General features: G+C 57.8%; 15 protein-coding genes. 7 read left to right on the top strand and 8 right to left on the bottom strand.

Translation table 11 applies throughout. The features are described from left to right. Positions 1 to 105: 105 nt before the first annotated feature. The 3 genes from ACFDSS_RS09575 to ilvD are packed head-to-tail and all read right to left on the bottom strand — an operon-like array spanning position 106 to position 3,283. The gene (locus ACFDSS_RS09575; RefSeq protein WP_375255529.1) at positions 106 to 879 is read right to left on the bottom strand and encodes a DUF6478 family protein; all 774 of its coding nucleotides are present in this window, start codon (positions 877 to 879) and stop codon (positions 106 to 108) included. A gap of 60 nt (positions 880 to 939) precedes the next feature. Then, the gene (locus ACFDSS_RS09570; protein ID WP_375255528.1) at positions 940 to 1,545 is read right to left on the bottom strand and encodes a dihydroxy-acid dehydratase; all 606 of its coding nucleotides are present in this window, start codon (positions 1,543 to 1,545) and stop codon (positions 940 to 942) included. Between the two features lie 4 nt (positions 1,546 to 1,549). Further along, entirely contained in the window at positions 1,550 to 3,283 is a 1,734-nt protein-coding gene (gene ilvD / locus ACFDSS_RS09565; protein WP_375255527.1) for a dihydroxy-acid dehydratase, read from the bottom strand. 100 nt (positions 3,284 to 3,383) lie between these two features. Here ilvD and ACFDSS_RS09560 point away from each other — a divergent pair, with 100 nt between their 5' ends. The 6 genes from ACFDSS_RS09560 (at position 3,384) to ACFDSS_RS09535 (ending at position 9,872) form a co-directional block, all read left to right on the top strand. Then, entirely contained in the window at positions 3,384 to 4,292 is a 909-nt protein-coding gene (locus ACFDSS_RS09560) for a lysostaphin resistance A-like protein (RefSeq protein ID WP_375255526.1), read from the top strand. 58 nt (positions 4,293 to 4,350) lie between these two features. After that, entirely contained in the window at positions 4,351 to 5,280 is a 930-nt protein-coding gene (gene accD, locus ACFDSS_RS09555) for an acetyl-CoA carboxylase, carboxyltransferase subunit beta (RefSeq protein ID WP_375255525.1), read from the top strand. Continuing rightward, the gene (locus ACFDSS_RS09550; protein ID WP_375255524.1) at positions 5,277 to 6,551 is read left to right on the top strand and encodes a bifunctional folylpolyglutamate synthase/dihydrofolate synthase; all 1,275 of its coding nucleotides are present in this window, start codon (positions 5,277 to 5,279) and stop codon (positions 6,549 to 6,551) included. Before accD ends, ACFDSS_RS09550 begins: the two co-directional genes overlap by 4 nt. Beyond that, positions 6,548 to 7,054 carry a hypothetical protein gene (locus tag ACFDSS_RS09545; RefSeq protein ID WP_375255523.1) on the top strand — a complete coding sequence of 169 codons (507 nt, stop codon included), beginning with the start codon at positions 6,548 to 6,550 and terminating at the stop codon, positions 7,052 to 7,054. The genes ACFDSS_RS09550 and ACFDSS_RS09545 overlap by 4 nt, the downstream gene beginning before the upstream one ends. A 288-nt stretch (positions 7,055 to 7,342) precedes the next feature. After that, a complete protein-coding gene (locus tag ACFDSS_RS09540; RefSeq protein ID WP_375255522.1) occupies positions 7,343 to 9,028 on the top strand; it encodes a tetratricopeptide repeat protein in 1,686 nt (561 codons plus the stop codon). Then, a complete protein-coding gene (locus ACFDSS_RS09535) occupies positions 8,973 to 9,872 on the top strand; it encodes a 4-(cytidine 5'-diphospho)-2-C-methyl-D-erythritol kinase (RefSeq protein WP_375255530.1) in 900 nt (299 codons plus the stop codon). The genes ACFDSS_RS09540 and ACFDSS_RS09535 overlap by 56 nt, the downstream gene beginning before the upstream one ends. Here ACFDSS_RS09535 and ACFDSS_RS09530 read toward each other — a convergent pair. Genes ACFDSS_RS09530 through ACFDSS_RS09520 form a run of 3 tightly spaced genes read right to left on the bottom strand, consistent with a single transcriptional unit; the run spans position 9,869 to position 11,865 of the window. Further along, positions 9,869 to 10,060, bottom strand: a complete 192-nt coding sequence (locus tag ACFDSS_RS09530; protein WP_375255521.1) for a hypothetical protein — start codon at positions 10,058 to 10,060, stop codon at positions 9,869 to 9,871. The two genes, ACFDSS_RS09535 and ACFDSS_RS09530, sit on opposite strands and share 4 nt — an antisense overlap. 36 nt (positions 10,061 to 10,096) lie before the next feature. Next, a complete protein-coding gene (gene rsmD, locus ACFDSS_RS09525; protein ID WP_375255520.1) occupies positions 10,097 to 10,654 on the bottom strand; it encodes a 16S rRNA (guanine(966)-N(2))-methyltransferase RsmD in 558 nt (185 codons plus the stop codon). Continuing rightward, positions 10,651 to 11,865, bottom strand: coding sequence for an NAD(P)/FAD-dependent oxidoreductase (locus tag ACFDSS_RS09520; RefSeq protein ID WP_375255519.1), 1,215 nt, complete (start codon positions 11,863 to 11,865; stop codon positions 10,651 to 10,653). The genes rsmD and ACFDSS_RS09520 overlap by 4 nt, the downstream gene beginning before the upstream one ends. Positions 11,866 to 11,952: 87 nt before the next feature. Between ACFDSS_RS09520 and ACFDSS_RS09515 the strand changes: the two genes are divergently transcribed. Beyond that, positions 11,953 to 12,444 carry a peroxiredoxin gene (locus ACFDSS_RS09515; protein ID WP_375255518.1) on the top strand — a complete coding sequence of 164 codons (492 nt, stop codon included), beginning with the start codon at positions 11,953 to 11,955 and terminating at the stop codon, positions 12,442 to 12,444. Positions 12,445 to 12,475: 31 nt separating this feature from the next. On the opposite strand, the gene ACFDSS_RS09510 is transcribed toward ACFDSS_RS09515, so the two are convergent. After that, positions 12,476 to 13,465 carry an NADPH:quinone reductase gene (locus tag ACFDSS_RS09510; protein ID WP_375255517.1) on the bottom strand — a complete coding sequence of 330 codons (990 nt, stop codon included), beginning with the start codon at positions 13,463 to 13,465 and terminating at the stop codon, positions 12,476 to 12,478. 3 nt (positions 13,466 to 13,468) lie between these two features. Then, positions 13,469 to 14,128 (bottom strand): mechanosensitive ion channel family protein (locus ACFDSS_RS09505; protein ID WP_375255516.1); only part of this gene is annotated, 660 nt, incomplete at its 5' end.

Raw genomic sequence — 14,128 nt, 5'->3', positions numbered from 1 at the left:
AGACAAACTTTGATATCCGGCTGGTCCGTTGCATTGCCGGGTATTTCCGCCTGCCAGACGCCAGCCCGCATTTGCGCATTGATAATCTTGGTGTTGCTCATGGGACTAAATTTCTGACCTTGGGTAGCGGGACAGGGTCAAGTCCCGGATGCGGATTTTGTTCATTGCGGGTTCTTCAATCATCAGATCAAGCCACATCCGTTCGGCGCGCCTTTCATTGAGATGGCTATACGCCAGATCAAACTCGACCATCGTCTCCTCATGGGTATCGGGCAGGGTCAGAAGCACTTGCTCGGTGTTCGGGCCATGTTTGATATTCAGGCGCGCATAGATCTTCGTGGGGCGCTCTTTTTCGATAATTGCGGCCAGCCGGATCAGGTGCCGCTTGCGGAGGCCTTCGCAAGATTCCGTCGGAATTTCAATCACCAAAGAAAGATAGGAGCCATCAAAATGAAATATTTCTATGTCAAATGAATAGGGTGAAAGATCAATTTCACGCATATTGCGCGATTGACGCAGGCAAACCTCTGCGGTCTTGCAGTCGTGAAAAATGACCACCTCATTGGTTATCCGGTCCTTGGGCATCGCGGGCGCAATACCTCCACCGGGAAAAGGCGCGCGCCAAACTTCCGGACGCCAGGCCCAGTCCGTGCCGGGCGGGCGGGGAAAAGTCTCGGAATTGATGGGGGGCGAATTCAGCCGATCATCGGCCGCCAGCTTGAATTTGCGGGCATCGCGCATGATTTGATTGGCCATCCTGCTTTCAACCTCCAGTGCGGCAAGGTCGCGCCGGTCGATGTTCCGAGCCGCGTTTTTCCACCGCGCCAACGCACGGCGATGCAGGAAACGCCCGATGATGCTTTGCGGTGGAAAAATCATGGCCGTGCCGGTCCTCAGAATCGCCGCAGTGTCGCAGGTCGCGCCCAGAAACTGAACACCCTAGACGTCGGTTTGCGCGCCGTCGTCCGGTTGTGCGGTCGGTCGCACCCCCGCGATGATCTGTTTGAGCAAGGCAGCACCCGGACCATCTTTCAATGGTGAAGCGGCCAAGCCGCGCACCCCGATGGTAACAAGACGCCCATCTACTTCGCGAAACGCCCGCCATTCCTGAGATTGCAGCCCCGCGATCGGCGGCGTGCCGCGATCCGCGAAATAGACCATAACCTGATTGCTGAAGGCCTGGGTTGACAGGATCGTTATATCATCTGCATCGCCACTTTGGCTTAGCAGCCGCGCGCCTGCATCGGTAATCAGGAAATCCCGCAGGGCGAGCTCATCCAGCGCAATCGAACCGCTGTCTGCGGGGCCAACCTGGACGGTCGCCATCCCGACGACGTCCGGCATCATTCCGCCCCCCAGCGTGGCGCAGGGGGCCAGCACTGCGAAGTCGCGGCTTGGTTGGCTGGCGACCGTGTCCACGCAATACCCTGTCGGTGATGTCGCAGCGATTGTGCCGTCGCCCAATGTGACAGTGCGCGTTGAAACGGGCGCGGTGCAAGCCGTGACGGCCAACACGCCCACCATGACGGCGCTGGCGCGTTTCATCAGATCAAAGGTCCATATAGATGTGTTTTTCTGCGCGCGCGCCAGGGTGCGTGACCGCGCCAAGACGTGCCCCGCCCACAAGTTGGGCGTATTTCCACAGGGCACCCGATGCATAGATCGTTTCCTTTGGGCCTCTCCAGTTAACTTTGCGGGTGGCCAGTTCATCATCTGTCAGATCGACCGTCAGTGCGCCTGTAATGGCGTTGATGGTAATCATGTCGCCGTTTTCCAACAGACCAATAGGGCCACCATGCGCCGCCTCCGGGCCAACATGGCCAACGCAGAAGCCGCGCGTCGCACCAGAGAACCGCCCATCGGTAATCAAAGCCACCTTCTTGCCCATACCTTGTCCGGACAGGGCCGCCGTCGTCGCGAGCATTTCGCGCATACCGGGACCACCAGATGGACCTTCGTTGCGGATGACGATGACTTCGCCTTCTTCATATTGGCGCGCTTTTACCGCTTCAAATGCAAGTTCTTCGCTTTCAAACACGCGGGCGGGGCCAGTGAAAGACTGCTCTTGCTCGGCCATGCCAGCCACCTTCACAATTGCCCCCTCAGGCGCGAGGTTCCCTTGCAGGCCGACGACACCGCCGGTTGGTGTCAGCGGGGTCTCCACAGGGTAGATCACTTTGCCGTCTGCGTTGCCACGGATCATATCAAGCTCTTCGCCGATGCTGCGGCCAGACGCTGTCATGCAGTCCTCGTGGATCAGACCTGCCTTGCGCAGCTCTTTGAGAACGACAGGAACACCGCCTGCTTCATAGAGGTCCTTGGCAACATATTGGCCGCCGGGCTTAAGGTCGACGAAATAGGGCGTGTCGCGGAAGATTTCGCAAACATCCATCAGATCGAAATCAATACCTGCTTCATGCGCGATCGCGGGCAGGTGGAGGCCCGCATTGGTGGATCCACCCGTGCAAGCGACGATACGGGCCGCGTTCTCAAGCGATTTGCGCGTGACGATATCGCGGGCGCGGATGTTCTTCGCGATCAGGTTCATGACCGCCTCGCCAGAGGCGATGCCATATTGGTCGCGGCTCTCATATGGGGCTGGCGCGCCAGAGGAGTTCATCAATGCAAGGCCAATGGCCTCAGATACACACGCCATCGTGTTCGCCGTGAACTGACCACCACAGGCGCCTGCAGAGGGGCAGGCCACACGTTCAAGCACTTCAAGCTCGGCGTCGGACATGTTGCCGGCCTGGTGTTTGCCGACGGCCTCAAAAACGTCCTGAACGGTGACGTCCTTGCCATCCAGGCGGCCCGGAAGAATGGAGCCGCCGTAGATAAAGACCGATGGCGTGTTCAAACGCACCATCGCCATCATCATGCCGGGCAGGGATTTGTCGCAACCGGCAAGTCCTACGATCGCGTCATAGCAATGGCCGCGCATTGTCAGCTCAACGGTGTCCGCAATCGCTTCACGTGACGCCAGCGAAGACCGCATCCCTTCGTGGCCCATCGCGATGCCGTCGGTGACGGTGATGGTGGTGAATTCGCGCGGGGTGCCGGACCCCTTTTTGACGCCGAGCTTCACGGCTTGGGCCTGACGGTTCAAAGAGATGTTACAAGGAGCCGCTTCATTCCAGCAGGTTGCAACGCCAACCCATGGCTGCGCAATCGCTTCCTCATCAAGGCCCATTGCATAAAAATATGACCGATGCGGCGCGCGTGAGGGGCCTTCGGTAACGTGGCGGGATGGGAGGTTGGTTTTATCAACGCGGCCTTGGGGCATGGTTCTTATTCTCCTGCGGAAACTGTTGGGAGTGGTCTAATTAGTGGGCAGGCCCTGCGCAAGCCCTTGGCTGTCCCCGCGCACTGTCCTACGGTCCGCTATGCCTGATCCCTACGCCCCGCATCGTGACTTTATCCGGCCTGCCCGGGCGGCGCGTGATCTGTGGCGCGTGATCTTGATGATCCTCCTGTTTGAGATCGTCTTTTATATGTCCCCCAACGTCTTTGCGCTCTTGCTGCCGGGGGAGGCTTTGAAAGATGCCTTCTATGAAGGCACCACGGCCTTTGGCACCTTGGCGCAATTTGGGTCTTTCGGTGTCGCGGCGGGGGGTTTTGTTGTCCTTGTAAAACTCCTGCACCGGCGTGGATTTTGGTCGTTGATCGGCCCTGCTGACAAGGCAACCGTCGGCATGATCCGCGTCGCTGTCATGGTGGGCTTTTGGCTTTTGATGATAGAGCTGGCCCCGCCGTGGATCGATCGCAGCCAATTGGCGGAAGTCCGCAATATCGCGGTTTGGCTCGCTTTGATCCCGCTGACGATGGTGGTCGTTCTGATCCAGGTCGGTACGGAAGAGATCTTCTTTCGGGGCTATCTGCAACAGCAATTGGCGTGTTTATCACAAAGCCGGCTCGCGTGGATGGTCTTCCCGTCTTTGATGTTCGGCGGGCTGCACTATTGGAATGGAAATGGCACCACGGAGAGCGTGATATGGGCAGTTTGGGCGACCGCACTTGGGCTGGCCTGCGCTGATTTGACCGCGCGCACGGGCAATCTGGGGGCGGCAATCGGCTTGCATCTGATGAACAACGTCTTTGCATTGCTTGTGGTTGCGGTAGAGGGCTGGCCTGTTTCGGGGTTGGCGCTCTTTGTTTACCCTTATGAGGATCCTGCGCTTTCGGCCTACGGCGCCGAGGTCTTGCTTTCGCCGTGGGCCATTTATCAGATGATTGTCATGTTATTGACCGTTTGGATCATGTGGGTTGCTGCGCGCATTGCTGTAAGGCGCTGATTGCAATTCGTGCCGCTGCGTCATATCCCATTGGCGAAACATCGCTAAAGGTTTGCGCATGAACTGGATCACCAACTACGTCCGCCCTCGGATCAATTCACTGTTTTCGCGCCGCGAAGTGCCTGAGAATCTTTGGACCAAATGTGACGACTGCGGCACGATGCTTTTCCACCGTGAGTTGGCAGATAATCTGAACGTCTGTACCAATTGCGATCACCACATGGCCATCGGCGCGCGTGATCGTCTGAGTACTATTTTCGATGGCGGCGTCTTTACCGAAGTCGATGTGCCGGACCCTGTCGCTGATCCGCTGCATTTTCGCGACCAAAAACGGTACACGGACCGCATCAAGGATGCGCGCCGCAAGACGGGCGAAAAGGATGCAATGCTCGTGGCCGAAGGCGAAATGGGCCGCACGGGTGTCGTCGTCGCGGTGCAGTACTTCTCCTTTATGGGCGGCTCCATGTCGATGTATGTCGGCAACGCAATTGTGGCGGCTGCCGAACGGGCGATAGCGCTCAAGCGTCCATTGATCCTGTTTTCGGCAGCAGGTGGCGCGCGGATGCAAGAAGGCATCCTTGGCCTGATGCAAATGCCGCGGACGACGATTGCTGTGCAGATGCTCAAAGAGGCGGGACTGCCTTATATTGTGGTTCTGACCCACCCGACCACTGGGGGGGTGACCGCGTCCTATGCGATGCTGGGTGATGTGCAGATTGCAGAACCCAACGCGTTGATTGGCTTCGCCGGGGCCCGCGTGATTGAGCAAACCATTGGTGAGAAACTGCCCGAGGGCTTCCAGCGTGCCGAATATCTGCTTGACCATGGTATGCTGGATCGGGTGACAAAGCGTACCGATCTCAAGGATGAGCTGGTCACGATCGTGCGCCTGCTGACGAAGCAAAGCGCCCCTGTCAAAGGTGACCTGCCTGCACCGGAAATCACATCTGACGCATCTGAAGAACTCGCTCAGGCGGAGGCCAAGTGACCCAGACATCCGACGTGATCCTTGACCGGATGATGGCCTTGCACCCCAAGGTCATCGACCTGACTTTGGATCGTGTGTGGCGCTTGCTTGGCGCCGTGGGCAACCCGCAGGACCGGCTGCCGCCTGTCATTCATGTCGCAGGCACCAACGGCAAGGGTTCGACGCAAGCGATGATCCGCGCCGGCTTGGAGGCCAACGGGCACGCGGTTCACGCCTATACCTCGCCGCATCTGGCGCGCTTCCACGAACGCATTCGTTTGGCGGGCACGTTGATTGCGGAAGACAGGCTCACTGACGTTCTTGAGAGTTGCTACAAGGCCAACGGGACGGATCCTATCACCTATTTTGAGATCACGACGGTGGCGGGTCTAATGGCATTTGCGCAAACGCCGGCCGACTTTACTTTGCTGGAAGTAGGTTTGGGCGGGCGTTTGGACGCCACGAATGTGATTTCAGACCCGGCGCTCACGATCATCACGCCGGTTGACATGGATCACCAGCAGTTCCTTGGCGACACGATTGGCGCAATTGCGGGTGAAAAGGCAGGAATTCTCAAACGCGGTGTGGCCTGCGTCGTTGGCCCGCAGCATGACGAGGGCATGGAGGTGATCGAAGCACAGGCGGCGGCAGTTGGCGCACCGTTGCTTGCATATGGCCAACACTGGCACGTCGGTGTCGAACGCGACCGGCTGATCTTTCAGGATGAAACCGGATTGCTGGATTTACCATTACCCAATTTGCCAGGGCCGCATCAGGTGACCAACGCAGGTGCCGCAATTGCCGCATTGCGTGCGCTGGGCAAGGATGAGGCGGCCTGCGAAGCGGCGGTGACCCGTGCATATTGGCCCGCGCGCATGGAAAAGCTGACCACCGGGCCCTTGGTCGAGATGGCGGCACCGGCAGAGATTTGGCTCGATGGCGGTCATAATCCGGCGGCGGGCAGAGCGCTGGCAGATACACTGCAAGCCCTGCCAAAGCGACCGACACATCTGATTTGCGGAATGTTGAACACCAAGGATGTCGGTGGTTATCTGTCCGCGCTTGCCAAAGTTGCTGAGACGCTGACGGCCGTTTCAATTCCCGGCGAAAAAAACACCATCCCTGCAAAGCGCACTGCCGCACAGGCTGCGGCGGTCGGGCTGACGGCGGGGGTCGCGGACACTGTGCAGGATGCGATCACCGCGATCACCGCAAAAGACCCCAACGCGCGGATATTGATCTGCGGCTCTCTCTATCTTGCCGGGCATGTCATGCGCGAGAACAGCACATGATCCGGCTCGCGACATTTGCGCTGTCGCTGATGGCGACGCAAACCGCTGCGGCGGAATTCTACTTTTGTTGGCAGGGGTCAAACGGGTTCACCATGACGGGGCAAATGTCGATTGAGCCGACCGCGCTCAATAAACCGATCGTTACGCAGAACGATGTGACCCTTTTTAGGATCGCGGGCTACAGAGATGGGCGTCTGCTGGGTAAATGGGATATGGCGACGCGGGATACGGATGACAGCTGGTTTCTGAACTACGACCCGGCCCGACGAGCTTTCCTGACGCCCGGTGAATTGGGCCTAGGGATCAGTCAGGCGTGGAACGCGAATGGCGATGCAAATGACTGCGGGGTGCCGGGGTTTGGCTTCAACCTTGGCAATTATGCGCAGGACTTCTGCGTCGATGGCCGCTGGATCGAAGAAAGCGGAATGCCGCCCGAGACGCCCTTCCTTGTCAGCCCGATCCCGATTGATCCGCAATGCCGCATCTACGCCCCAACAAGTTGAGCCGAAAGCGAATCAGTGGGTTGACTGCGAATCACCGATTCGTTTAAGGTCGCTGTTAACGTGAAGCGCCATATTTAATAGGCGCGTGCGAGCAGTATTGGCAGGGCAAGCGGACGGGCCGGGTGGCCTGTCCATTTGTCTGTTTGGCGATCGGAAATCGCTTGATTTTTGCGACCGGAACAGCTGCGACATCGCCGTTATTTTGTCACGGCTTTGTGTGATTTACACCTGCCCTCCCATCTCGTTACACTGGCGCTGAGTATTTGAGCAAGGTAGATCATGGAAGTGTTGAAACGTGCACTAACGGCGGCCAGTTTGACATGTCTGATCGGCGCAGCAGCACCCGTTTTTGCGGGACCAAATGCTGGTGCTTATCTGGCAGCGCGACAGGCCGATCAGACAAAAGACTTTGCGGCAAGCGTACAATATTATTCCAAGGCGCTTTTTGCTGATCCGACAAATGAAGTGCTGATGGAAAATGCGATGCGCGCGATGATCGCACTGGGTCAGATTGAGCAGGCCGGAACCATTGCGGACGCAATGAATGCTGATGGGTATGACAATCTGATCGGGGCGCTTACGGCGACGATGGTCGACATCAAGGCGGGCAATTGGACAGGCGTTCTGAATGGCCTGGACGCAGGACGCAGTATTTCGCCTTTGGTCGACGGGCTGACGCGGGCTTGGTCGTTGATGGGGGACGGTGATTTGCCCGTTGCTTTTGCCGCCTTTGAAGAGGTCATCGCGACCGAAGGCATGGCCAATTACGGGCTCATACATAAGGCCTATGCGCTTGCATCAGTCGGCGATTTCGAAGCGGCAGAGGCGGTCTTTCGTGACAACCCCGGCCTGCGCTTCAGCCGCCAAAGTGTCATCGGTTATGCGCAAATTCTTAGCCAGCTCGAAAAGAATGATGAAGCGGGCGCCTTGATGGACCGCGTTTTCGGGGGACAACTTGACCCGGGCCTGACGGTCTTACGCAATCAGCTCTCGGACGGGAAATCGGTGGCCTACAGTGCTGTGCGCACGCCAGCGCAGGGTATGGCAGACCTTTATTTGCTCGTGGCGAGCATTCTGCAAGGTGATGCCCCCGACGATTTCACGTTGCTCTACGCTCGCGGCGCCATGTATTTCGCGCCTGAGGAGACGCAAGCAATCTTGACCACAGCGCGGCTCCTGGAAAGCCTTGGGCAATACGACCTCGCCAATGAAACCTTCAGCAAGGTTGCCCCTGATGATCCGGCATTTCTTGCGGCAGAGCTGGGCCGGGCAGAGGTCCTTTCGGCGGCAGAAAAGCCTGATGCGGCAATCGAAGTGCTGGATGCGCTGACGCGGACCCACCCCGATCGGGCGGAGGTTTGGGCGGCCAAAGGTGACAACTTGCGCAGGGTCGATCGCTTTGACGCGGCCAAAGTTGCTTACACACGCGCATTGGAGCTTTACAAGGACGATAGCCCTGGAAAGTGGTTTGTCTATTTTACACGCGGCATTGCCAATCATCAGCTTGACGAATGGTCCGCTGCTGAGGCTGATTTCCGCGCCGCACTGTCTTTGCAACCAGACCAGCCGCAGGTCCTGAACTATCTGGGCTATTCGCTGGTGGAGCGGGGTGAGCAGATGGCCGAAGCGCTGGCGATGATTGAAACTGCGGCAGATGCGCGTCCTGATAGTGGCGCGATTGTTGACAGCCTTGGCTGGGTGTACTTCCAGCTTGGTCGCTACGACGAAGCTGTCCTGCAGCTTGAACGCGCCGCATCGCTTGAGCCACTTGATCCGATCATAAACGATCATCTTGGTGATGCGCTCTGGGCTGTAGGGCGCGAAATAGAGGCGGCTTTTCAGTGGCAACGTGCCTTGTCTTTTGATCCCGAAGAAGAGGAAGCCGCACGTATCCGTGACAAGCTTGCGCTTGGTCTCGATGCGGTGCTTTTGGCCGAAGGTGCCGCAGCCTTGCGCGTCGCCAGTGAAGATTGAGGCTCAAGCGCCAGCGAAGGTGAACCTGACGCTGCATGTGACCGGACAACGGGCTGACGGCTACCATTTGCTGGATAGTCTGGTTGTCTTTGCCGATGTCTGTGATGTGCTCACAGCGACGACCGCCACTGACACAACGCTATTGGTTCATGGTCCCTTTGCAGCTGGTGTCCCGTTGAATGACACCAACCTAATCATACGCGCGGCCGAGCTCTTGCGGGCGCGTCGCGGTGGCCATGCCGGTGCAGCCCTGACGCTGGAGAAGGTTTTGCCCCATGCTGCGGGGATCGGTAGCGGTTCTTCTGATGCGGCGGCAACATTAAAAATGGTTGCGGCGCTCTGGGATGTCGATCCATTGGAAGATACCGCGCCCGAGGTGCTTGCTTTGGGCGCAGATGTTCCGGTGTGTATGCGCGGCCCTAACCCTGTGCGGATGCGCGGGATCGGTGAAATTCTTGATCCGGTGTCGCCCTTGCCTGACTGTGCTTTGGTCCTGATCCGCCCGCCTGTGGACGTGCCAACGGGGGCGGTTTTCGCCGGTTTGACCAACAAGGACGGCGCACCGATGGACGATATGCCGGAAGGCTTGGATTTCGCAGCATTCGCGCACTGGCTTCACGCCCAACGCAATGATCTGCAATCTCCCGCCTTGGAAATTGCGCCGGAGGTGGCGGCAACGATCAAAGCGTTCGAGGCTCTCCCGCAGGTCGCCTTTGCGGGGATGTCCGGCTCAGGCGCCACTTGTTTTGCATTGGTGCAGGATTTGGCAACGGCTCAGGCGGTGGCTGATGTCATGGCAGACACATACCCGGCGTGGTGGATTGCCCCCGCGCGTATTCTCTAGGTGTCGCTGTCTGCCTGCCTGTCCATGCGCTTCCATAGAAGGCTGAGCAGGGTTTCGCCCGCCAAAGAGTTCACACAGTCCGAGATCAGGACTGGCGCGCCAAAAGGTACAGGTGCTGGCAGGGGCATTGATGCCGATTGATCGCGGGCAATGTGCGGCAGCGTGGAAAAGTCAGTCGCGTCGGTCATATCATCAGAATAGCTTCGCGCATGTGATCGCGCAAATCACGCTTGGCGGCACAGGAAAGTCACCCAGCTGTCACCGTATCTGCGCTGATCCAGCGCGGTAAATCCCGCAGGTGCAATCTGTGGCTGGTTTTCTTCCCAAACGATCAGGGCATTGTCAGCGATCCAGCCGTTCTGCAGTGCAGAGGTGAGCGCGCGCCCCCCAAAGTGCTTGCCGTAGGGTGGGTCAAGAAAGATGAGATTGCAGGCTGTTCCAACCGGCAGCTTCGTACTATCTGCGCCAATCAACGCGGCGTCGTCTTGCCTGCGTAACTTCGCGACATTCTCGCGGATCAGCTTTTGTGCAGGCCGCCCATTGTCGACAAATGTGACATGTGCAGCACCACGCGACAGCGCTTCAAGCCCAAGCGCGCCCGTTCCAGCAAAGAGATCCAGCACATGTGCGCCAGTGATCGGATCACCAAAGCGCCCCCCTTGCAGCACATTGAACAAGCTTTCGCGCACCCGGTCGGTCGTCGGGCGCAGATGCGCTCCCGCGTCGCCTTTGCCGACCGCAGCAAGCGCTGTACCGCGATGGGTGCCTGCGATGATCCTCACGGTTTCAGCAAGGCTTTCATGTCGGTGGCCGGATCGGTGACAAGGGCCGGGTCAGGGCTGCGGCCTGCTTCGATCAGGCGCTTGCCGATCATGTAATTGCGTGGGTCGTTCATTGCGTCCACGGCCAGTAGCTGGTCGCCTTTATAGTACCAGTGCGATTGTACGCCAGCGGCGTCTCCTTTGCGGACATATACATCCGTGTAGCCACTATTCAGACCTGCAATTTGTAGTTTGCAGTCGTATTGATCCGACCAGAACCACGGCTTTGGCACATATGGGATGTCTTCGCCCGCAATGTTGCGCGCGACGGTTTCTGCTTGGTCAATGGCATTGCCGACACTTTCCAGCCTGATCCTTTCGCCATGAAACAGGCAGCTCGCGCAGTCCCCGGCGGCCCATATATGCGGATCGGAGGTGCGCCCGTGCGCATCCGTCTCAATCCCGTTTCCCACTTTGATATGTGCTGTTTCGGCAAGGATTGTCGCAGGGGCGATACCGACGCCGACCACAGCAAAGTCGATCTCAATCTCTGTTCCGTCAGTCAGACGCGCGCCTGTGACGTGGTTCTGTCCCAGCAAACAATCTAGTCCCACGCCTTCGCGGATCGTCACACCATGTTCCATGTGCAAGGCGCGAAAATAGTCGGACGTTTCAGCCGCAGCGACGCGCTGCAGGATGCGGTCAGCCATCTCAACCAATGTGACTTCCAGACCCAGTTTGGAAGCAACCGCCGCGGCTTCCAACCCGATATAGCCGCCGCCAATAATCAGCACGCGTTTGCCTGCTGTAAATGCCGGCGCCATGGCGTCTGCATCTGTCAGATCGCGGACCGCGAAGACGCCTTCAAGATCACCCCCGATTGCAGCAGGCAATTTACGCGGCACAGCCCCGATCGTCAGCGCCAGCTCATCATAGGCGATCTGCTCACCATCGCTGAATGTAATTGTCTTGGCCGCAGGATCGACCTCACGGACCCATGTCCCCAGCCGTAGGAAAATATTGTTGTCGGCATAAAACTCTTCCGGACGCAGGTAGAGGCGTTCTTGCGCCATTTCACCCAAAAGATAGGCCTTGGATAGCGGAGGACGTTGATAAGGCGGGACCTTTTCTCCGCCAATCAAGGTAATTTTACCGTCAAAACCCACTTGCCGCAGCTTGGCCACCAAAGAGGCACCCGCTTGGCCAGCGCCGACAACGACAACATGGGACATAAACTTCACCCTCTACGGTCTGGTTCTTTTGTAGGTTCACTCTATATCACCCAAAGACGGAAACAATTCCCAACAAGGACAACTGATATGACAATCACGACAGGTGATACACTCCCCAATGCCACATTGCTTTACATGGGTGATGATGGCCCCGCGTCCGTTGAGCTGAAAGATAAGCTAGCGGGCCGGAAGGTTGTGATTTTTGGTTTGCCCGGTGCATACACCGGCACCTGTACGACCGCGCATGTGCCCAGTTTCATTCGCACCGCAGAGGCGTTCAAGGCAAAGGGCGTCGATGAAATCATCTGTTTGGCAGTTAACGACCCGTTTGTGTTGGCACATTGGGAAGAGCACACGGGTGCAGCCGCGGCAGGGATTACCACGCTTGGTGATCCAGAAAGCAAATACACTACGGCAATCGGCATGAATTTCAGCGCGCCCGCGGTCGGCTTTTTTGAACGCTCCAAGCGCTATGCGATGGTTGTGGTAGATGGTGTCGTGACGGTCATCAATCCCGAGACCAGCCGTAGCGAATGTGAAATTTCAGGCGGTGAAAACCTGTTGGACCAAATGGTGTAGATGAAGTTGGGCGGCAGCGATGTCGCCCTTTTTATATCTCCAGGATCACTGCACCTGTCCGGGCGCCCGCCGCGACCATATCATGCGCTTTGGCGCAGTCCTCCAACGGCAAGGTTTCGGCAATGCGGAGATCCAAGGCATCCCGCCTCAATAGCTCAGTGAGATGCCCCACCGCAGTCGCCCGCTGCACCTCGTCCAAAAGGTATATCAGGGCCAAATCAATCGACACGGCTTTGAACATCAACGGATAAAACGGCAGCGTTGGGCTCATCTCTTTGGCAGACCCATAAGCCACAATACGCCCGCCATCGCGGATCACCTGTGTCAGCACCTCAATGTTCTGCCCAAACTCAACTTCCACCGCAAGATCAATGGATGCACCGCCCGACGCCTCCAGAATATCCGCCACCAAGGCCTCAGAGCGATAATTCAGCGCAGCATGTGCGCCAGCCGCAAGCGCAGCCTGCTGATCTGCATCATTCCCGCACGTCGTAATGACCGTCGCACCGGATGCCGCAGCAACCTGAACGGCCAGATAGCCCACAGTGCCGCCGCCGCCGCTGACAAGAACTGTCTTACCTGCCACAGATCCCACGCCCAAGACTGTATGCACGGCAGTCAGCGCCGGAATACCAAGAACGGCGCCTTGCGTGAAAGAAACAGTGTCCGGCAATCGCGCGGCCTGTTCTGAAGGGAGTGCGATATACTCTGCCGCTGTACCAAAAGCGCGTTGCCATTGACCGTTCCAGATCCACACCCTTTCGCCGATCCGAACAGGGTCGATGGCTTCACCGACCGCCGCGATGACACCTGCGCCGTCGCTATGGGGAATGATTGTCGGGAAGGGTGGTTTGGTCACACCCGGTCTGCCGCCCGCCCGTGCTCGGATATCCGACGGGTTCACGCCGGAGGTTGCAAGCTTGACCAGAACCTCACCGGCCTGCGGCCGCGGTATTGGGACGTCAACCAATTGCAACACATCTGCGGCGGCACCAAAGGCGGAATAGGTGATGGCCTTCATGACTTAACCCTGCACGTGAACAACAGTTTGCGTGGGGAAGGGAATATCCACACCTGCGGCATCCAATGCTTCTTTGACTTGCCGTTTCATATCTGCCTGAAACGCAAAGAAATCGGCGCTGTCGCACCAAACGCGCACCAGAAAATCAACGGAACTGTCACCAAGGTTGTTGACCTGAATAAACGGCTCCGGATCGGTTTTGGCGCGCGGGTCGGCCATGATTGTCGTGCGGATCGTGTCTTCTGCTACTTTAAGGTTCGCACCGTACCCCACGCCAAAGATCCATTCCGCGCGGCGCGTGTCATAGCTGGAGTAATTGATAATCGTGTTTCCCCAGACTTGCGCATTGGGAATGATGATCTGCACATTGCTGACGGCTGCCAGCTCTATATAGTTCAGCGTGATGTCTTTGACGGTGCCCATCTGGCCGTTTACTTCGACAAAATCGCCAATCTTGATGGGTCGAAAAAATACAATCATCACGCCTGCCGCGACGTTCGAAAGCGTCCCTTGCAGCGCCAAGCCAATCGCAAGACCGGCGGCACCGATGATTGCAACAACAGCTGTCGTCTGCACGCCGAACGTATTGAGTACAAAAAGGAATGCAATACCACTAATGACGTAGCGCGAGACATTGCCCATGAAGTTGAACAAGGGGATGTC

The organism is Yoonia sp., assembly GCF_042093035.1.
In the GTDB taxonomy this organism is placed as follows: Bacteria; Pseudomonadota; Alphaproteobacteria; order Rhodobacterales; family Rhodobacteraceae; genus Yoonia.
This window is presented reverse-complemented; position numbering and strand designations above follow the sequence as displayed.

Bases quoted from the DNA above. Each gene is read 5' to 3' on its own strand.
- ACFDSS_RS09575 (WP_375255529.1), bottom strand. From the start codon at position 879: ATGATTTTTCCACCGCAAAGCATCATCGGGCGTTTCCTGCATCGCCGT.
- ACFDSS_RS09570 (WP_375255528.1), bottom strand. From the start codon at position 1,545: ATGAAACGCGCCAGCGCCGTCATGGTGGGCGTGTTGGCCGTCACGGCT.
- ilvD (WP_375255527.1), bottom strand. From the start codon at position 3,283: ATGCCCCAAGGCCGCGTTGATAAAACCAACCTCCCATCCCGCCACGTT.
- ACFDSS_RS09560 (WP_375255526.1), top strand. From the start codon at position 3,384: ATGCCTGATCCCTACGCCCCGCATCGTGACTTTATCCGGCCTGCCCGG.
- accD (WP_375255525.1), top strand. From the start codon at position 4,351: ATGAACTGGATCACCAACTACGTCCGCCCTCGGATCAATTCACTGTTT.
- ACFDSS_RS09545 (WP_375255523.1), top strand. From the start codon at position 6,548: ATGATCCGGCTCGCGACATTTGCGCTGTCGCTGATGGCGACGCAAACC.
- ACFDSS_RS09535 (WP_375255530.1), top strand. From the start codon at position 8,973: ATGCGGTGCTTTTGGCCGAAGGTGCCGCAGCCTTGCGCGTCGCCAGTG.
- ACFDSS_RS09530 (WP_375255521.1), bottom strand. From the start codon at position 10,060: ATGACCGACGCGACTGACTTTTCCACGCTGCCGCACATTGCCCGCGAT.
- ACFDSS_RS09520 (WP_375255519.1), bottom strand. From the start codon at position 11,865: ATGTCCCATGTTGTCGTTGTCGGCGCTGGCCAAGCGGGTGCCTCTTTG.
- ACFDSS_RS09515 (WP_375255518.1), top strand. From the start codon at position 11,953: ATGACAATCACGACAGGTGATACACTCCCCAATGCCACATTGCTTTAC.
- ACFDSS_RS09510 (WP_375255517.1), bottom strand. From the start codon at position 13,465: ATGAAGGCCATCACCTATTCCGCCTTTGGTGCCGCCGCAGATGTGTTG.